Origin of the sequence: Ciceribacter sp. L1K23 (assembly GCF_018122705.1) — a bacterium.
Lineage (GTDB): Bacteria > Pseudomonadota > Alphaproteobacteria > Rhizobiales > Rhizobiaceae > Allorhizobium.
Window position 1 is genome coordinate 3,548,070 of the sequence record NZ_JAGRRC010000001.1, and the last position, 18,704, is coordinate 3,566,773.

The 18,704-nt window shown below is 61.7% G+C and carries 21 protein-coding genes; 8 read left to right on the top strand and 13 right to left on the bottom strand.

Features of this window, described 5'->3' with window-relative positions:
• The first annotated feature begins 24 nt into the window (after positions 1-24).
• From J5J10_RS17225 to J5J10_RS17240, 4 genes are all read left to right on the top strand, one after another.
• Positions 25-885 carry a branched-chain amino acid ABC transporter permease gene (locus tag J5J10_RS17225; RefSeq protein WP_211930800.1) on the top strand — a complete coding sequence of 287 codons (861 nt, stop codon included), beginning with the start codon at positions 25-27 and terminating at the stop codon, positions 883-885.
• 77 nt (positions 886-962) lie between these two features.
• Positions 963-1,916, top strand: coding sequence for a branched-chain amino acid ABC transporter permease (locus tag J5J10_RS17230; RefSeq protein ID WP_249116941.1), 954 nt, complete (start codon positions 963-965; stop codon positions 1,914-1,916).
• Positions 1,913-2,656 (top strand): ABC transporter ATP-binding protein, encoded by a 744-nt coding sequence (locus J5J10_RS17235; protein WP_211930801.1) that lies wholly within the window; start codon positions 1,913-1,915, stop codon positions 2,654-2,656. Before J5J10_RS17230 ends, J5J10_RS17235 begins: the two co-directional genes overlap by 4 nt.
• Positions 2,653-3,360 carry an ABC transporter ATP-binding protein gene (locus J5J10_RS17240; RefSeq protein WP_211930802.1) on the top strand — a complete coding sequence of 236 codons (708 nt, stop codon included), beginning with the start codon at positions 2,653-2,655 and terminating at the stop codon, positions 3,358-3,360. Before J5J10_RS17235 ends, J5J10_RS17240 begins: the two co-directional genes overlap by 4 nt.
• A 6-nt stretch (positions 3,361-3,366) precedes the next feature.
• Here the strand turns inward: J5J10_RS17240 and J5J10_RS17245 are convergent, their stop codons facing one another.
• From J5J10_RS17245 to J5J10_RS17260, 4 genes are all read right to left on the bottom strand, one after another.
• Entirely contained in the window at positions 3,367-3,702 is a 336-nt protein-coding gene (locus tag J5J10_RS17245) for a hypothetical protein (RefSeq protein WP_211930803.1), read from the bottom strand.
• A gap of 82 nt (positions 3,703-3,784) precedes the next feature.
• Complete coding sequence (locus J5J10_RS17250) at positions 3,785-4,636, bottom strand: NlpC/P60 family protein (RefSeq protein WP_211930804.1); 852 nt, start codon at positions 4,634-4,636, stop codon at positions 3,785-3,787.
• An 11-nt stretch (positions 4,637-4,647) separates the two neighbouring features.
• Complete coding sequence (locus J5J10_RS17255) at positions 4,648-4,998, bottom strand: MarR family winged helix-turn-helix transcriptional regulator (protein ID WP_211930805.1); 351 nt, start codon at positions 4,996-4,998, stop codon at positions 4,648-4,650.
• Positions 4,999-5,079: 81 nt separating this feature from the next.
• On the bottom strand, positions 5,080-6,471 hold the full coding sequence (locus J5J10_RS17260; RefSeq protein ID WP_208548127.1) for a leucyl aminopeptidase family protein: 1,392 nt from the start codon (positions 6,469-6,471) through the stop codon (positions 5,080-5,082).
• Positions 6,472-6,600: 129 nt separating this feature from the next.
• On the opposite strand from J5J10_RS17260, the gene J5J10_RS17265 reads away from it, so the two are divergent.
• On the top strand, positions 6,601-7,422 hold the full coding sequence (locus J5J10_RS17265) for a tetratricopeptide repeat protein (protein ID WP_208548126.1): 822 nt from the start codon (positions 6,601-6,603) through the stop codon (positions 7,420-7,422).
• 121 nt (positions 7,423-7,543) lie between these two features.
• On the opposite strand, the gene J5J10_RS17270 is transcribed toward J5J10_RS17265, so the two are convergent.
• The 9 genes from J5J10_RS17270 to J5J10_RS17310 all read right to left on the bottom strand — a co-directional run bounded on the left by J5J10_RS17270 (position 7,544) and on the right by J5J10_RS17310 (position 16,409).
• Positions 7,544-8,530, bottom strand: a complete 987-nt coding sequence (locus J5J10_RS17270) for a type II secretion system F family protein (protein WP_211930806.1) — start codon at positions 8,528-8,530, stop codon at positions 7,544-7,546.
• A gap of 10 nt (positions 8,531-8,540) precedes the next feature.
• Entirely contained in the window at positions 8,541-9,554 is a 1,014-nt protein-coding gene (locus J5J10_RS17275; RefSeq protein ID WP_211930807.1) for a type II secretion system F family protein, read from the bottom strand.
• On the bottom strand, positions 9,554-11,044 hold the full coding sequence (locus J5J10_RS17280; protein WP_211930808.1) for a CpaF family protein: 1,491 nt from the start codon (positions 11,042-11,044) through the stop codon (positions 9,554-9,556). Before J5J10_RS17280 ends, J5J10_RS17275 begins: the two co-directional genes overlap by 1 nt.
• A gap of 32 nt (positions 11,045-11,076) precedes the next feature.
• Complete coding sequence (locus J5J10_RS17285) at positions 11,077-12,354, bottom strand: CpaE family protein (RefSeq protein ID WP_208548122.1); 1,278 nt, start codon at positions 12,352-12,354, stop codon at positions 11,077-11,079.
• 31 nt (positions 12,355-12,385) lie between these two features.
• The gene (locus tag J5J10_RS17290; RefSeq protein WP_249116766.1) at positions 12,386-13,090 is read right to left on the bottom strand and encodes a CpaD family pilus assembly protein; all 705 of its coding nucleotides are present in this window, start codon (positions 13,088-13,090) and stop codon (positions 12,386-12,388) included.
• Between the two features lie 14 nt (positions 13,091-13,104).
• Entirely contained in the window at positions 13,105-14,676 is a 1,572-nt protein-coding gene (locus J5J10_RS17295; RefSeq protein ID WP_211930809.1) for a type II and III secretion system protein family protein, read from the bottom strand.
• The gene (gene cpaB, locus J5J10_RS17300) at positions 14,673-15,479 is read right to left on the bottom strand and encodes a Flp pilus assembly protein CpaB (protein ID WP_211930810.1); all 807 of its coding nucleotides are present in this window, start codon (positions 15,477-15,479) and stop codon (positions 14,673-14,675) included. The genes J5J10_RS17295 and cpaB overlap by 4 nt, the downstream gene beginning before the upstream one ends.
• A gap of 106 nt (positions 15,480-15,585) precedes the next feature.
• On the bottom strand, positions 15,586-16,098 hold the full coding sequence (locus J5J10_RS17305) for a prepilin peptidase (protein ID WP_211930811.1): 513 nt from the start codon (positions 16,096-16,098) through the stop codon (positions 15,586-15,588).
• A 128-nt stretch (positions 16,099-16,226) separates the two neighbouring features.
• Positions 16,227-16,409 (bottom strand): Flp family type IVb pilin, encoded by a 183-nt coding sequence (locus J5J10_RS17310; protein ID WP_208548118.1) that lies wholly within the window; start codon positions 16,407-16,409, stop codon positions 16,227-16,229.
• A gap of 508 nt (positions 16,410-16,917) precedes the next feature.
• Here J5J10_RS17310 and J5J10_RS17315 point away from each other — a divergent pair.
• The 3 genes from J5J10_RS17315 to J5J10_RS17325 all read left to right on the top strand — a co-directional run bounded on the left by J5J10_RS17315 (position 16,918) and on the right by J5J10_RS17325 (position 18,670).
• The gene (locus tag J5J10_RS17315; RefSeq protein ID WP_211930812.1) at positions 16,918-17,313 is read left to right on the top strand and encodes a pilus assembly protein N-terminal domain-containing protein; all 396 of its coding nucleotides are present in this window, start codon (positions 16,918-16,920) and stop codon (positions 17,311-17,313) included.
• Between the two features lie 125 nt (positions 17,314-17,438).
• The gene (locus J5J10_RS17320) at positions 17,439-18,053 is read left to right on the top strand and encodes a TadE/TadG family type IV pilus assembly protein (RefSeq protein ID WP_211930813.1); all 615 of its coding nucleotides are present in this window, start codon (positions 17,439-17,441) and stop codon (positions 18,051-18,053) included.
• The gene (locus tag J5J10_RS17325) at positions 18,050-18,670 is read left to right on the top strand and encodes a TadE/TadG family type IV pilus assembly protein (protein WP_211930814.1); all 621 of its coding nucleotides are present in this window, start codon (positions 18,050-18,052) and stop codon (positions 18,668-18,670) included. The genes J5J10_RS17320 and J5J10_RS17325 overlap by 4 nt, the downstream gene beginning before the upstream one ends.
• Positions 18,671-18,704 lie beyond the last annotated feature (34 nt).

Sequence of the window (18,704 nt, forward strand, 5' to 3'; positions counted from 1 at the left end):
CGGTTCTAATTCGAGAAGGACCCGATGCTGACAATCCTGTTCGATGGCGTTGCTTACGGCATGCTGCTGTTCGTCCTTGCCTGCGGTCTCACCGTGACACTCGGATTGATGAACTTCATCAATCTCGCGCATGGCGCCTTCGCGATGACCGGGGGCTACGTCACCGTCGTGATGATGAACCGCTACGGCATTTCCTTCTACTGGTGCCTGCCCGCGGCCTTTGTCGGGGCGGCGGCGGTCGGGGCGGTACTCGAACGCGCGCTCTACCGACACCTCTATGGCGCCGACCATCTGGACCAAGTGCTTTTTTCGATCGGGCTGGTGTTCATGGCGGTCGCCGCGGCCGACTATTTCATGGGTGGTCAGCAGCAACTGATCCAGCTACCGCCGGAACTCTCGGGGCGCATGGAAATCCTCGGCGTCGGGATCGGCCGCTACCGGCTGTTCATCATCGTCATCTGCGCGATGCTGGCGATCGGACTGCAGTTGATCCTGGCGAAAACCCGCTTCGGTAGCCGGCTAAGAGCAGCTGTCGATGACCGGCGCACGGCACTCGGGCTTGGCATCAATGTCTCGCTCGTCTTCGCACTCACGTTTGCCTTTGGCTCCGGGCTTGCGGGCCTCGGCGGCGCGCTCGGGACCGAACTCTTGGGCCTCGATCCGAACTTCCCGCTGAAATTCATGATCTACTTCCTGATCGTCGTCGCCGTCGGCGGCACCTCGACCGTGACCGGTCCCTTCCTCGCCTCCCTGATGCTTGGAATCGCCGATGTCGCCGGCAAATACTATGTGCCCGAGATTGGTGCTTTCGTGATCTATGCCCTGATGATCGTGATGTTGGTCTTGAGGCCGCACGGACTGTTCTCGCGGGATGGTGGTCGATGACCATGGCGGAGCAGAGCATCACCAAACCATCCAAACCCGCCGGAGCGGCGCGCCTTTCCGTGGCCCGGCGCGGCAGAATGCGACTTTACGAACCGATGTTCTGGATCGCTGCCTTCGCGGCCTATTTCCTGCTGCCGACGAAGATGCTGCTTTTGACGGAGATCGCGATCCTCGGTCTCTTCGCGCTGTCGCTCGACCTCATTCTTGGCTTCACGGGTATCGTCTCGCTCGGCCATGCGGTGTTCTTCGGGATCGGTGCCTATGCGGCCGGGCTTCTTTCGCTCAAGGTCACCGCGGAACCCGTGACAGGTCTGTGCTTTGCGGCCCTCGTCGCGGCGGTGGCCGGCTTCCTGTCGAGCTTCCTGCTGCTGCGGGGCTCCGACCTTACGCGGCTGATGACGACGCTTGGCATCGGCATGATGATGGCGGAGGCGGCCAACCAGATGGCGTGGCTCACGGGTGGCGCCGATGGCCTGTCCGGCTTCTTCACCGGACCAATCCTCGGCCAGTTCGAATTCGACCTGTTCGGCAAGACCGGCTATCTGTACTCGCTGATCGTGCTCTTCGTCTGCATCCTGATGACCCGCCGTATCGCCTATTCGCCATTCGGACTGTCGCTGAAGGCGATCAAGGGCAATACCGTTCGGGCGGGGATGATCGGCATTCCCGCCAACAAGCGGATCGTGGTGATCTACACGATCTCCGCAGCGATCGCCGGCATGGCTGGCGCTCTGCTGACACAAACCACGAGCTTCGTCTCACCCGACGTTCTTGCCTTCCACCGCTCCGCCGACGTGATGCTGGTGCTTGTTATCGGCGGCACAGGCTATCTCTATGGCGGCATTTTCGGCGCGATCGCGTTCACGCTGTTGCGCGACGCGCTTTCGATTGCAACTCCGCAATACTGGATGTTCTGGATCGGTCTGATCCTCGTGCTCCTGGTGCTGGTCGGCAGGGAAAGGTTATTCAGCCCGTTCACATGGTTGGCCGAGAGGCTCAAGGCGTCCAAAGCGCCGGAGGTGCCGCGATGAGCTGGGCACTCGAGACCAAGGGCCTGAAACGCCGCTTCGGCGCCTTCGTGGCGACCAATGACGTCAGTCTTCAAGTACGAGAAGGGGCGCGGCATGCGCTGATCGGTCCCAACGGTGCCGGCAAGACGACACTGATCAACCTGCTTACCGGGGTGCTGCCGCCCTCGGAGGGCGAGGTATGGCTGGGTGGCGAAAACATCACCCGCACAGAGCCGCACCGCCGCGTTCAAATGGGGCTTTCGCGAACATTCCAGATCAACCGACTGTTCAACGATTTCACACCGCTCGACTCCACGACGCTTGCCATCTGCCAGCGCGATGGCGGCGGCAATCTCTGGAAGCCGCTATCATCGTACCACGACGCCATCGACGAGGCGGCGGATCTGCTGGAGCAGCTGGGGCTCTCGTCGGTGGCGACGGACCGCACATCCACCCTGCCCTATGGCAAGCAGCGACTTCTGGAGATCGCGCTGGCGCTGGCCGCCCGGCCGAAGGTGCTGTTGCTCGATGAGCCGGCGGCCGGTGTGCCCGAGGACGAGCGCCACGAAGTGCTTTCCATCGTCGCGAGCCTGCCGGCCCAGGTCACAGTGCTGCTGATCGAGCACGACATGGACCTCGTCTTCTCCTTCGCAGACCGCATCTCCGTTCTGGTCGCCGGCGCGGTATTCGCCGAGGGCTCAGTAGATGAGATTTCCCGCGATCCCAAGGTCAAGGCTGTCTATCTCGGAGAGGGCGAATGACCGACTGGCTGCTTGAAACCACGGACCTGGTCGCTGGCTATGGCGAGGCGAGCGTGCTCTCCGGCATCAGCCTCAAACTGGCGCGCGGGCGCACCATGGCGCTGCTCGGCCGCAACGGCACCGGCAAGACGACACTCGTCGACACGATCGCGGGCCTGACAACCCACCACAGCGGCACTATCCGGCTGGATGGCGAGGACATTACCGGGATGCGACCGGAACGCCGCGCCGGCGCCGGGATCGGCTGGGTGCCGCAGGAGCGCAACATCTTTCGTTCGCTGACCGTGGAGGAGAACCTGACGGCGATCGCGAGACCCGGCCCATGGGGGCTTGAGGGCACCTATGCGATGTTCCCACGCCTGAAAGAAAGGCGCGGCAATCTGGGCAGCCAGTTGTCCGGCGGCGAGCAACAAATGTTGGCCGTCGCGCGGGCTCTGATGCTCAACCCGAAACTGCTTCTGCTCGACGAACCTCTCGAGGGCCTGGCGCCGATCATCATCGACGAACTGCTGTCGGCGCTGAAGGCGATCGTGAAGGGCAAGGGGCTGTCAGCGATCATCATCGAGCAGAAGGCGCGGAAGATCCTGCCACTGTGCGACGAGGCCGTGATTCTGGACCGTGGTGCAGCCGTCTACAGCGGTCCGAGCCAGGCGCTGCTCACCGACGACGACCTGCTTGGACGCCATCTCGCGATCGAGCGGTGACGGGGCTCACTCCGGAAGGTGATGCGGATTGATGCCTGGAAACCAATGCGGTGACACCGGCGGGCGGCCGCCTTCATAGACGGCGCCGTTGCTCTTGCTCTCGCACCGATAAGCCAGATACGGCATGTTGTCGTCGAAGAAGCGGATACCGTTCCGTTTGCCGGAATACCTTGTCACGGTGTGGCAACGATATTTCGGTTCCTCCGGCCCAAGCGGCTTCACGCCGGGAAGGCCCTCGAATATCTCGCCTTGAACCGGCGGGGCGGCAAGTGCGGCCGCGACCGGCCCGACAAACGCCATGGCCGCGATAACCGCCAGATGAGTAAACGGGCTTCTCGCCAACGCCTTTTCCAATCCACTGCCGACATCGGCCCAAGGTGGCTTCTCCCACCAATATAGGCGATCAATGGCTGTAAAAGAAGGGTCACGTCGGGCGACGATAGCCGGTCGGCTGCTCGTAGAGCCAGGCAATCCGCTCGACGGCCTTGCGGAAATCCTCCCGGGCAACCGTCATTGTATGACCGTTGGCGTGTAGCAGCGTTTCCGCATCTTCCATGATACCGACATGTCCCTTCCAGAACACCAGATCACCGCGACGCAGGTCCTCGCGCGCGATGGCAGTGCCCAGTTCCCTTCCCTGCACATCTGAATCGCGCGGGGCGGAACCTCCCGTCATCTGCAGGCAGAGCTGGACGAGGCCGGAGCAATCGAGGCCGAAACCCGACCGCCCACCCCAGAGATAGGGCGTTTCCATGAAGCGCGCCGCCAGCGAGACATAGTCGTCCGGGGGCCAGGTTCCGATAGGCAGACAATGGGCTGCAATGACTGCCCGGCCATCCGCCAGCAGATGGTAGCGCGTGCCGCGGGTTTCCGCCTCGCCGATGATGGCCACGCGGCTGCCCATGGAGAGCGGCGTCGCAAGCGGCGCGCGCAGGTCTGGGCGGGGATAAAGAAAGGTCCGGGGAACGACGATGTGATGGGTGGGCGATGGCTGGCGATCGCCAACACAATGCTCCGGCAGGTAACCGACATAGCCGTCCGACGCCGCCTTCACCCAGGCCCAGCCGGCGGAGCGGTCGAATACCGTGACCTCCTCACCGAGTAGAAGTTCGGTGTCGATACCAGACGCCATATCGGGTTTCGGGCGCAGTCCGGTGACGGGGACAATAACGCCGGCGGGCTCGCCCATGGTGAAGCGGGCGGCCTCAACCTGCCCCTCAAGGGCAATGTCGGCGAGATCTTCGCGGTAAGCGTTAAAGCGTCTGTCCAGCGTCATATCGTCCGCTTTCAGTTTCCGAGCCGGCGGCCCTGTTCGATGATGAGATCGCCGAGCTTTTCCAGATAAAGCGCGCCGCCGACAGTGCGCTTGATCACCACGTTCCGGCGGTCGATCTCGTCGCGCACCCGGTCGACGAGGCCAAGTTCGCCCATGGTATCAAGGGCGCGGGTGATGACGGCTTTTGTCACGCCGAGTGTCGCTGCCAGGCCGCGGACCGTGTGCGGCGGCGGAACGAGGTAGATGTGGAGAAGGATTGCCATCTGCCGCTGCGTCAGGTCGCGCTGGTCCTGCTTGACCTGAAGTAGACTGACTCGATGCCAAAGCCCGAGGGCCTCGGAAGCTGACAGTTCCACACTCATTTCTCACTCCAACGGTGCCCGGTCCCGCTGTTTTCAGACAATCGGACGGTCAAAGCAAGGGCAGCGCCAAACGGTTTGCCTTTACTTCGCCCCCGACGAGAGGTGTCGGAACAGGGCACGGATGCCCTGGGCCTCGCCGCCGACGGTGGCGTGGCCGCGATCGGAGGGCGACCAGCCGAAGATGTCGAAATGGACCCAGCGACGCGACGTACCGACGAAGCGCTTCAAGAAAAGCGCTGCCGTGATGGCGCCCGCCATGCCGCCGGACGGGGCGTTGGTGAGATCGGCGATGGAGGACTTCAGGTCTTTTTCGTAGCCCTTGTAAAGCGGCATGCGCCACAGCGGATCATCGACCTCCAGGCTCGCATCAGCCAGCGATTCCGCGAGATCGTCATCATCGGTGAAGAAGGGCGGCAGGTCGGGGCCGAGAGCGACACGGGCGGCGCCTGTGAGGGTCGCCATGTCGATCAACAGGTCGCTCTCCTCCTCGTCGGCATAGGCCAGCGCATCGGCGAGAATGAGGCGTCCTTCCGCATCTGTATTGTCGATCTGGACGGTGAGACCCTTGCGGCTGCGATAAACGTCGCCCGGGCGGAAGGCATTGCCGGCAATGGAATTTTCGACCGCCGGAATGATCACGCGCAGATCGATCTTCAGCTTCGCATCCATGATCATCAGCGCAAGACCGAGGACGTTGGCGGCGCCACCCATGTCCTTCTTCATCAGCAGCATGGACGAGGCGGGCTTGATGTCGAGACCACCTGTGTCGAAACAGACTCCCTTGCCGACCAGCGTGACGCGGCGATGACCAGGCTTGCCCCAGCGCATCTCGATCAGACGCGGCGCGCTGGTGCTGGCGCGGCCGACGGCATGGACGAGCGGGAAATTCTTCTCGATCAGGGTATCGCCCTCGATCACCGAGACCTCGGCCTTGTAGTGGGCGGCCAGATCGCGGACGACCTTTTCAAGGTCAGCCGGGCCCATGTGGTTGGTCGGGGTGTTGATGAGGTCGCGGGCAAGGAAGACACCGGCAACCTGGCGGCGGATGTCGCCAGCGTCGGTATCCTGCGGGATCAGGAGCTTAGGCTCCTGCGGCTTTTCGGAGAGATAGCGGCGGAAGGAATAGCTGCCGAGACCGTAGCCGAGAAGCAGGCGGCTCGCCGTCAGCGGTGCCGTCTCGATGTGCCAGTCACCCGCCGGCAACGACCGCGCCAGACGTCCGCTGAGGAAGGGCGTATCCGAGGGATTGGCGCCGACGCCGAAGAGGGCGCCGCCGACATGGCCGTCTTCGGTGGGAATCAGGAGCAGCGAGCCGGGCTCTGCCTTGAAACCGGCCTTCCGCGCCCAATCGAGCGCCAGCGGATCGATGGTGCCGGTTTCGATATGCGCCGGGGTGACCACGAAGACGGGGAGGGTCTTGCCGGCCTTGGATGAAAACGGGGTCGGTCGGTCGATGTACTGGAAGGGTGCCATTGTGTGCCTGCTGGGGAATCGGGGCCGATCTGGATTAACGCTCTATTAGGGTTAACAGACTATTGCTTGAGTGGAGATTGCGTTGCCGCGCCATGCGCGAAGGCTCGCCCAGACTGCAAGGATCATCCCATGGCCCAACGGCACTCTTCCCTCAGAACCAGGCTGACGGCGAGCGCCTGCGTTGCCTTGGCGCTTCTGGCGATGTCGGGTTGTGCGAGCGGACCAAGCAAGATGACGACCGGCTCGATCCCGAAGCTCAGCAAGCCTGTCGATTCGATGAATGCCGGCGAACTGGCGCAGGCTGCGCGGTCTATCGGCGGTGCCTATGAAAAGAACCCGCGTGACCGGAATACCGGTCTTGCCTATGCCAATGTGCTGATGATGACCGGTCGTTCCGACCAGGCGCTGGCGGTGATGCAACAGGTGGCGATAGCCCATCCCACCGACCGAGAGGTGCTCGGCGCCTACGGCAAGGCCCAGGCCGCCGCAGGCCAGCTCGAACAGGCGCTGACGACCATCACCCGGGCTCAGACTCCGGATCGCCCCGACTGGAAGCTCTATTCGGCCGAAGGCGCGGTTCTCGACCAGCTGGGACGGGCACAGGAGGCGCGCAACCGCTACCGGATGGCCCTCGACATCCAGCCGAACGAGCCCTCCATTCTTTCGAATCTCGGCATGTCCTACGTGCTGAGCGGCGATCTGAAGACGGCGGAGACATATCTGCGCAAGGCTTCACAGCAGCCGGCGGCGGACAGCCGGGTACGGCAGAACCTCGCCCTCGTGGTCGGATTGCAGGGACGCTTCAACGAGGCGGAGACGATCGCGTCCGCCGAGCTGACCAAGGAACAGGCGGACGCAAACCTCGCCTATCTGCGCGCGATGCTCTCGCAACAGAATTCCTGGAAGAAGCTCGCCTCGGCCGACAAGGCGAGCGACAGCGGCACGAACTGATTTCGGACTGGTTCGGCGTAGTGGGCGAGAAGCCAGCGCAATCAATATCCGGATAGCAAAAAGCGCGTCCGTTCGCGCCAGAACGGACCCCATCGCGGCCGGTCAATCTCCGTTTTTAGACTCAGAACTTGTCGGAGACCTGGATGCCGGCCGGCCCGAGAATGACGGCCATCAGCACGGGGAGGAAGAACAGGATCATCGGAACCGTCAGCTTGGGCGGCAGCGCGGCGGCCTTCTTTTCGGCCTCGTTCATGCGCTCGTCGCGCCCCTCCTGGGCGAGAACGCGCAGCGCCTGCGCGACGGGCGTGCCGTAGCGCTCGGCCTGGATCAGCGCCTGCGTCACGCTCTTGACACCATCGAGCTGGGTGCGGTTGCCGAGATTTTCGAGCGCGGTGCGACGATCCTGAAGGAAAGAAAGCTCGGCGGTCGTCAGGACCATTTCCTCGGCCAGTTCCGGCGATTGCGCGGCGATCTCATCGGCGACGCGGCGCATCGCGGCCTCGATCGATATGCCAGATTCGACACAGATCAGCATCAGGTCGAGCGCATCCGGCCAGGCACGCTTGATCGAATGCTGCCGCTTCTGCATCCGGTTCTTGATGTAGATGTTGGGCAGGTAGAAGCCGGCATAACCGGCAACGATGGTTGCCAGAAGCCGAACCGGCAGCGCCTTGTCGGCCAACCCTCCAAGGACGAAAATCCAGACGGCGGCCAGCGCCAGAAACAGGAAAGGCAGCAGGAAGCGGGCAACGAGGAAGATGTTCAATGCGTTCTGCGAGCGGAGACCGGCGGCGCGGAGGTTGTCCATGGTCGCATCGTCGACAAGCGCCTTCCTGAGATTGAAGCGCTCGACGATCTGGCGGACGGACTGGTTGTTGGTGGCACGAAGACTGCCGCGACCCGCACCGGTGTCGGCGTTCATCCGCGCGCGTTCGCGCGCCCTAATCTGTTCGCGCTCGGTCGAGACGGCGCGCATGCGCTTATCGAGATCGCCCTTCTCGAGATAGGGGATGAGAACAGTATATAGCGTCCCGAAGACAGCGATCGCGACGAGGACGGCGACGATCGTGGCGGGGTCGGTGAGCCTGGCTGCCAGTTCGGGTGTCATGGCCCGCCCCTCAAATCTCGAAGTTGATCATATTGCGCATCACGAGAATGCCGATCGACATCCACACGCCGGATATACCCAGGATCAGATGACCGCGGGGATCCTTGAAGAGGATCGAAATGTATTCGGGCGACGTCATGTAGACCATGAAAGCAACGATAAACGGCAGGGCGCCGATGATCGCGGCGGAGGCTTTGGCCTCCATCGATAGCGCCTGCACCTTGGCCTTCATCTTCTTGCGGTCACGCAGCACCCGGGACAGGTTGGACAGTGCTTCCGACAGATTGCCGCCCGCCTGGCTCTGGATGGCGATGACGATCGCGAAGAAATTGATCTCCGGCAGAGGCATGGTCAAGGACATACGCTGGCAGGCCTCAGGCACGCTCAGTCCAACCTGCTGCGATTCCACCACGCGGCGAAACTCCGAGCGAACCGGCTCCTGTGCCTCGTTGGCGATGAGACGGAGGGCGTCGTTCAGCGGAAGACCCGATTTAATCGACCGCACCATAACGTCGAGGGAGTTGGGAAACTCGGAGAGGAACTTCTTCTGACGACGCTTGATGAGAAAGCCGACCACCCAACGGGGGACACCGAAGGCGGCGACGAAGGCGAGCCCGACGCCGACAAGCAGGGGCACGCCGCCCAGGAAAGAGACGGCCAACACGAAGAGGCCAACCACGACGCTCAGAACATGGAACGTGGCGATGCTGAGGCTGAGGCCGGCCTGGACGAGCTTCGCCTTCATGCTGATGTTGGCGGCCTTCTTGTCGCGCTCCTGCTGCTTTTTCTCCAGATCCTTCAGCGAATCCTGCACCGACTTGCGCCGCTTGGAGATTTCCTGAACGCGGTCGCGGGCCGCCTTGACCTTGGCATGATCGGTTTCGGCCGCCTTGACGCGGTTGATGCGGCTCGTCGTCTTCTTCTCCACCTCGATGCGCGAGAACAGCAGACCATAGGCGACCGCACCCGCCGCCACGGCGCTCAGGGCGATAATCGCGAGAATGGTCGGATCGAGGCCAAACATCAGAGTGTTGCGCCTTTCTTCTCCATGGCATCGAGGGCAGCCGCAAGACGCCGCTCCTCGTTGTAGTACCTTGCGCGATCCCAGAAATGCGGCTTGCCGATGCCGGTCGAGACGTGGCGCCCTATGATACGGCCGCTGGCATCCTCGCCTTCGATTTCGTAGCGCATCAGGTCCTGGGTGACGATGACATCACCCTCCATGCCGATCACCTCCGTGATGTGAGTGATGCGGCGCGAACCGTCGCGCAGGCGCGCGGCCTGAATGATGACATCAACGGACCCCGAGATGATCTCCCGTACCGTCTTCGCCGGAAGGCTGAAGCCGCCCATTGCGATCATCGATTCCATACGCGAGAGGCATTCACGCGGCGTGTTGGCATGGATGGTCCCCATGGAGCCATCGTGGCCGGTGTTCATTGCCTGCAGAAGGTCGAATACTTCCGATCCGCGCACTTCGCCGACGATGATGCGCTCTGGACGCATGCGGAGGCAGTTCTTGACGAGATCGCGCATGGTGATCTCGCCCTCGCCCTCGATGTTCGGCGGGCGGGTTTCCAGACGAACCACATGGGGCTGCTGGAGTTGAAGTTCGGCGGTATCTTCGCAGGTGATAACGCGCTCGTCGGGATCGATGTAGCCGGTCAGGCAGTTCAGCAGAGTCGTCTTACCCGAACCGGTACCGCCGGATATGACCGTGTTGCAGCGGACGCGGCCGATGATCTGCAGGACCTGCGCGCCCTCCGGCGTGATCGCGCCGAAGCGGACCAGCTGGTCGAGGTTGAGCTTGTCCTTCTTGAACTTGCGGATGGTGAGCGCCGGACCGTCGATCGCCAGCGGCGGCGCGATGACGTTGACGCGGGAGCCGTCGGGAAGACGGGCGTCACAGATCGGACTCGATTCATCGACGCGACGGCCGACCTGGCTGACGATGCGCTGGCAGATCGAAAGAAGCTGCGAATTATCGCGGAAGCGGATTTCAGATTCGATCGTCTTGCCGCCGACTTCGATGAAGGTCTGGCCGGCCCCGTTGACCATGATGTCGGCGATGTCATCGCGAGCCAGCAGCGGCTCGAGCGGACCGTAGCCGAGAACGTCGTTGCAGATGTCCTCGAGCAGTTCCTCCTGCTCGGAGATCGACATCGCGAAATTCTTGATGGTGATGATATCGTTGACGATGTCGCGGATTTCTTCCCGCGCGCTTTCGCCATCGAGCTTGGCGAGCTGTGACAGGTCGATCGTATCGATCAGCGCGGAGAATACCTGGCTCTTGGTGTCGTAATAGTCCTCGGTACGCTGCGGGCGTTTGCGGGCCGGGGTCTGCATCGGCGGCGGCGCGACCTGCTGGCGGACGGGTGCTTCCTCGCGAACAGGAGCTGGTTCGGCGATGGCGGGACGGGCGACCGTCGGCGCAAGCGTTTCGACGGAGGGCGAAACGGTGCCCGGGCCACCGCCACTCTTTCCTAAACCATCGCCACCGCGCTTGCCGAACATTCCGTTTCCTATCTACGCCGTTTTCACGTCAATCACTTGCGGCCGAGAAGGCCGAGAACGGAGCCAAGACCGCTCTTCTTTGCCTTTTTCACCGTCGCCCTGCCCGTGACGAGGTGGGCAAGCTGGGAAAAGGTTTCCGCCGTCGGCGACTTCGCATCGGTTTCGGCAATCATACGGCCGCTATTGGCTGCATTGCCGAACAGCTGGCCGTCGAAAGGAATGATCGCTACCGGCTCAACCTCGAGCGGCTCGAAGAAATCGCCCGGCGATATTTCCGGCCGCTTCGGCACGCCAACCTGGTTCAGGATGAAGTGCGGCGCCTTGTCGTTGGGGCGAAGCTTCTTCAGGGCGTCGAGCATGTTCTTGGCGTTTCGAAGATTGGCGAGATCCGGCATGCAGGTGATCACCACCTCGTCGGCGTCGGCAAGCACCCTGCGCGTCCAGTCCGACCACAGATGCGGCACATCGAGAACCGTCACTGGTGCGCTGCGCTGCAGAAGCTCCATTATGGGCTGGAAGGCACCACCATCGAAATCATAGGAGCGATCGAGCAATGACGGAGCGGCCAGCAACGACAGGTTCTGCGAGCAGGTCGTCAGCAGGCGGTCGAGAAACACCTCGTCCAGCCGATCCGGCGAAAACACGGCTTCGGCCATGCCCTGCGCGGGGTCCTGGTCGAAATCGATGTTGGCCGTACCGTAGGGGAGATCGAGATCGGCGAGGATTGTCTCGGTCGCGAACAGACTAGAGACGGAGAAAGCGCAATTGTGGGCTATCGTCGACGATCCGACGCCGCCTTTGGCGCCGATGAAGGCGATGGTGCGGCCGAGAGGCTCAGCCTCGGGATCAACGAAGATCGCCGAGATGGCGCCGAGGACGTCGGCCATTGCGACGGGCGACACCATGTATTCGGAAATGCCGTTGCGCATCAGTTCGCGATAGAGCGAAATGTCATTGTAGCGGCCGATGATGATGACCCGGGTGCTCGGATCGCACACTTCCGCGAGCGGAGCCAGTTCCGGCAGAAGCGCGGAGGGCTCGGCCTCGGTTTCGAGAATGATGAGGTTCGGGGTCGGCGACGTCGCGAACATGTTCGCCGCCGCATCGATATTGCCGCTGGTGATGCGCATCGTCACCTTGGCCATCCGCCGGTCGACGGCGCATTTTTCCATGAGGCGGTGCATGGCATCGGAGATGCAGAAGGCATGAACCGATATGCGCGGCAAGGGGCGCAGGTTGTCCACGTCGCCCACCTTCGGCGCCTCGCGGTCCGTCGCTCCCGTGTCGATGTTGTACTCTATCGCGCTCATATCCTCATCCGTTTCCGCCGTGTTCCGGCACTCAGAGCCCCGGGTTTCCGTCGTTGCGGTAATCTGAAATGACCTCCGAACGTCGCGCCGCATCGATCGGCGCGGATTTCCGCGGGGTCAGCAAATCCATCGGACTGGCGATCTGGGCGGCAAGATTGGCTTGCGTCGCACATCCGAAGTTTTCCCAGTTGCGATTCATCACGGTGTCGTTGGCCAGATCCTCGGGCCATTCGCCGCATGCGTTGGTCACTGCGGTCATGGCGACATAGGTCAGGCGGATGGGTGCAGCATCGCCATAGGCGTCGGCGACATAGGTCGTCTGGACGATACGCGAGGCAGGTACGCCGGACGACGCTAGGGTACTGCGTATCTGCTTCAACAAGTGATTTGCGGCGCCGGCGTTCGGCGAGCCTTGTGGCACCATGATCTGGACGATGCTCGAAGAGCTTTCGCTGTATCGCGCGCCAAAGCCGCCGATCGCATCTCGCATCCCGGTCGTCAGCCGCACATCGGCCGAGGAAACGGGAATATCGAGAGCGTGCTCCACCTCGTTCAGCACGATCGGATGACGCGTGCGGTAGTCGTCCCGGATCGACCCAGTTGTCATGCCGTCGCGCGTGCCGCAGCCAGCCATCAGGGCAGCCGACAGCAAGACACCGGCAGTCAGAGCCGACCTGAACCGAAGGGTGATCATCGTGTTTTCCATTTTCCGGCCGGGCTGCGTCACGTTCTTCATGGGGTGCTCCCGGCTCACTTGTAGATAAACCCGACGGCGCCGTGGTAGCGGCCGTTCACCTGACCTTCCTTGCGCCCGTAAACCTTGTTCACGCGGTTCAGGAAGACGCTGGAAAAATCGTCGGTCGGGCTGAAATTGTCGTCCGGCCGCTGCAGCTGGTTCCGCGCCACGGGGCGAACGAGATAGGGGGTGGCGATGATGACCAGTTCGGTTTCGTTGCGGATGAAATCCTTGCTGCGGAACAGTGCTCCGAGCACCGGCACCCGTGCGACACCTGGCACGCCGGAGTAAGCCTGCCGGACGTTGTCCTGGATGAGACCGGCGATCACGATCGAGCCGCCCGAGGGGAGTTCAACGCTGGTGGATGCCTCACGCCGGCGGATCGAAAGATAGGTGTTGCCGGGGATGGTGCTCGCGGTGCCGTTGCCGGTGACGACAGAGCCCTCATAGGTTGGCTCCGACACATTGGTCTCGATACGGAGACTGATCCGTCCGGGGGCGAGGACGACGGGACGAAACTTCAGCTCGACCCCATAATTGACGGTTTCAGTTTCGCGGGTGACGGTCGGGACACCGGTATCCTGATCGATATCGACTTCCTGCGTGCTCGCCATCCGGAACTCGCCGCCGACATAGAAATTCGCCTCTTCACCCGAGATGGCCGTGAGGCTCGGCTCGGCAAGCGTCCGCATCACGCCAGCCTGCTCCATCGCCGACAGGTAACCCGCCAGATTGACAGAGCCGATCGAACCACTGACGACACCAGATCCAAAGGTGCTGATGGCATTGCCAAGGTTGGCGGGATTGGCGAATGCAAAGCCGTCATTGCCGCTCGAAAGCCGGCCGTTGATGCCGAGTTGCTTCAGCACCTGACGGCTGACCTCTGCGACGGTGACCTTCAACGTGACCTGGTCGTCGCCTTCGATGGTCAGGAGGTTGACGATGGACGACGTCTGGCGTTCTTCCGCGAAGATCGCGACATCACCGCCCTGGGCTGAACTGCTCGCGGTGGTGTTGCGGGTTGTTGCCTCACCACCCTTGAGGAAGGCCTGAGCGAGGCTTTCGGCGCGGGCCGAATCCTGCGGGGTCCGTACAGTTCCGGTCAGGACAATGTTGTCGGAGACGATTTCAACATTGATGTCCGACTCCGGGATGAAGCGGCGAAGATTTGACTGCAGGCCGGCGATATCGCGCTCGATCTGGATATCGAGGCTGACGATCTCCTCACCGCCCGATCCGAAGATGAAGATATTGGTCTGGCCGACCGCCTTGCCAAACAGATAGATGCGTCGGGACGTGCGGGTGACGGCATCGGCCATCGTCGGGTCGGCGACCAGGATGTCATGGGCGTCCTGGGGCAGATCGACCACCAGCGCCTTGTTGAGGCCAAGCTTGATGGTGCGCCGCGCGCCGGGGCCGGACTGTGCGATGCGGATGACGCTTTCGGCTGCCAAGGCTGGTCGTTCGAAAACCGGCGGGATGGCGCTGCCGGCGACAGCCGAGACCGCAACGCAGACCGCCACCGCGATGCGGACTGAAGCGCGAAGTTTCTGTTTCAGTCCACCCACTGTCTTGCTCCCGCTCATTTCAACGCACCCTGGGCGGCGCCGACGATGGCCCCGGATTTGATCACCTGTACCGCAGACTGGCCCGAACGACCGCTGAGCAGATAGTCGGCTGCGGCGGTATCCGCCTCCTGCGCGTCGGCAACGGAACGCAGCGCGAGCGACAACCGATCCGCCATCTGTTGGGCTACCGTGATCACCTTGGCCTGGTCAGGCGTCAGCTCCAGTGTCGCCGTCGCGCCGAGCACGGCCTTGCCGCCCTCCTTGCTCTCCTCGATCTGCTGGTCGATGGCGAGAACGCGGATGTTGGTGAGGATGGTTTCGGTCAGGTAGGCATCGGTCTCGCCCTTGCGGACCATAATGACGTCAACGCGGTCGTTGGGGAGGATGAAGCCGCCAGCACCCGTCTCAACGGAGATTTCGGTGGCGACAGCCCGCTTGCCCGACGGCAACAGCGAAGACATGATGCGGCCGGACGCGTCGGCGATTTTTTCTCCGCGAACCGGTTCGCCCTCGAACATCGGCAGGCGGACGACGACGCCGGCCAGTTCCTCAATGGCTTTGGGACGACCGGAGTCGGTGATGAAGCCTTCGACGACGTTGTTCTCGGGCCAAGGCATCCAACGAACGGACTTGTCATTCAGCCGGGCGCCGACGGGAAGGTTTTCGGCGGCCACCAGAACACGCACGGCCGGCACCTTCTGTACGTCGGCAATCTGCTTGACTGCGGCCGGCTTGCCGCCTGTCAGACGCATTGCCAGCACTCCTGCCAGACCTGCCGCCACGACGGCGACTGCGAGAATGATGATGCGGGCGGGTTTCATGACCGATCCTTGAACGCGAACTCTGCCCGCCAGATTGATCAGGAATTGGTATAATTATGGTTAACAGGGACCTTACAGGTTTAGTTAACGATCGGTTTCGGCGCTGTCAGCCGGCCGCGTGGATGGCCCATATCGCAAGCGGAGACTGAGGGAAACTGATCAGTCCAGCCGCGCCGATGGCGATGCCATAGGGGACCTTCTTGGCAAGGACGATGGAGCTGGGGATGGGGAGGCCGAGGGCCAGGACCGTGTTGGCGCGTGCCCGGACGATCAGAAGGAGGATCGTCAGAATGCCACCAAGAAATGCGACGGTCGCAAGGAAGCCAACCAGACTGCCGTTGAAGCCGAACCAGAGCGCTGCGGCTGTCAGCAGCTTGGCATCCCCGCCACCCATTGCGCCGAGGGCGAACAGGGCGAAACATCCGGCAAAGACGACAAGGCCCGCGAGGAGATGAAACGCAAACTGCTGAAGGTTAAGATCGACAAAGGGCGCGAGCAACAGGAAGGCCAGCGAGAGGATGGCCGGGATTCGGTTGGGGATCTTCATTTCAATCAGATCCGTCAGCGCCGCCATGACGAGGCAGAGTGGAAACACCAGGAAAATGATGCTCGCGATCATCGGCACTCCCTCCCCGCGGTAACGTCGAGGCCGCAGCCTAGCAATCAAACCTTACCGCTTTCACTATCCCGAAAAGCAAGAAGCCGCCCTTGGGGAGCGGCTTCTTGTCATATATCTAAACCGCCAACTTACATGTTGCCCTGAGCGGTCGACATTTCGGTCGAAATCGCCTGGAAGGTCTCGTCCAGCGAGTCGCCGAGCGTGGTGGCGCCGGTGATGAGGGCAACGGAGATGAGAGCGGCAATCAGGCCATACTCGATAGCGGTGGCGCCGGACTCATCCTTCAGGAAGCGTGCAAAAATCTTGGACATGGTACTCTCCTAACTCCACAATGTTGATCAGCACGTCCGGCAACTGTTTGCCGTTGCTCGGATGACCGGAAGCTACACGGGGCGTGTTGCTATCGACTTAAGAAAGAAAGTTACCGACTTGTGAAGAAGCCATAGCCAAAAGCAGAGTGAACGAGTGATAAAAGCAAATCAGAGGATTTTAAAGAATATCTCTTGCCTGCCCGCAAACAGCTGAGAAACAAGACTTTCTGCCTAAGTTCATGATTAGACCGCGCTGACGATTCGTCGGGGGTGCGGCCTGTTTGGCTGACCCAGAGCCGCTCCGAAGTGAAACAGGGTTGCTCAAGACCCAAAAATGGCCTCGTCTACGCAGCCATTCCCCCCGTATTCGAGCAAGACATGAGGGTGCCTCATTTACACAGGACGCGGGGTGTTACACCGCCAATGGTGCGTTTAACCCTTCATTCACCAATCACGCGCATGCTTCTTTCGCTTCCAGGCCTCGGCTGAATTCCATCAAGGGCAGCACATGTCATCTCGCCACGGTTCCATCATAGCCCTTCTGCTGTTCGCCGCGCTTTCGTTTCCCGCGCATGGTGAAGAGGATATGCTGCGCGTCTATATGGACCATGCGCGCGTATTGAAGCTGGACCGGCCGGTTAGCAAGGTTATCATCGGCAATGCGGAGGTGGCGGACGCAACGGTCGCCGATCCGCAGACCATCGTGCTGACAGGCCGAAACTTCGGCACGACCAATCTGGTTCTGCTTGACGCGGATGGAAACGCGATCGTCGACGAGCGCATTCTCGTTTCCATCGATGAGGGAAATACGGTGCGCGTGTTCAAGGCAACAGAAAGAACCGTTCTGTCCTGCTCGCCCAACTGCGAAACGCACGCCAAAGCTGCAACCTCCTCAACGAATTGATCCCCGGCGCCTTCAAGGTTGCCGAACAGTTAACGCATCGCGGACAATTCAACGGGGGTGGGCAACGGAAAATCAAGGTTTGCCGCGTAGCGTTCGCGTGAACAATCGTTGTCTGGGCGCAAGAAATGACTTCCAAGCGTGACATCAGCCCGCGAAACCGCCGCATATTGCGACGGCTGATACGATCGCGCGACGGCGCGGCGGCCATCGAGTTCGCAATTCTTGCCATCCCGTACTTCATGATCATCTTCGCGATCATCGAAACATTTGTCGCGTTTTCCGCGGAGCAGCTGTTGTCGCATGCGACAAACCAGATGGCGCGCCAGATTCGTACCGGCGAGATCACCTTTGGTCTTGGCCGAGACACGGACATGACGGAAACGCAGTTCCGCTCGGCGTTCTGCGACGAAATTTCCATCATGATGCGATGCTCGGAGACCGAGATCAACGAACCGCGACAGCTCTATCTCGACGTTCGCACCTTCACGGCGTTCTCGACCATCCCGATCGGCGTTCCGAAAGTCAGCGGCGACGCGTTTTCCGATCTCGACACCTCATCGTTCAGCTTTAGCCCCGGAGGCCCGGGCTCGATCAACATGGTGAGAGCCTTCTATCGCTGGCAGGTGACAGCGGATCTCATCCGTCCTCTGATCACGACCATTCGTCCCGCCGATGGTTCGATGCCGACAGATTTCCTGATCGTCGCGACAACGACATTCCAGAACGAGAACTATCCATGACCGATCCCGTGTTTGAGAGAACGGTTTCGCCGGAACATCGTCAAAAACAGTTGCGCGCGAGGTTGCGCAATCTGCTCGCTCGGCTGCGCGACGACCGGAACGGGATCGGCGGCGTGGAGTTCGCGTTGCTGTTTCCGATCCTGCTCGTTGGCTATCTGGCGGCCTTCGAGTTCACGATCGGCTTCAGTGTGATGAAGCGGGCGACGGCCGCGGCGAGTTCGGTCGCAGACCTCGTCAGCCAGCAGGAAGGTGATATCGACAAGGCTTTCCTCACCCGCATGAATGATTTCGCGGCCGCGACCTTCGCTCCTTATTCCGACGCGGGGCTTGAACTGACCGTCAGCGGCATCGCCGTAGACACGAACGGCAATGCGACGATTGCGTGGTCCTGGAAGAACGACAACACCACTCCCTACACGGAGGGAGAGAGCGTCTCGATCGGCGAGTTCGCGCAGGCGGACTCCTTCCTCATTCATACAGAACTCAGCATTCCGCATGAGCTCATGATCTATCTGCCAAACTTCAAGGGCTCGCAGCTGACGACGAAAACGTTCTATCGCGAGTACTACTACTTGCAGCGCCTGGGCGAAACCGGGATCGGCTGCCGCGACTGCTGACGGCATTTGCCAACATGGCCGGGACGCGCTAATC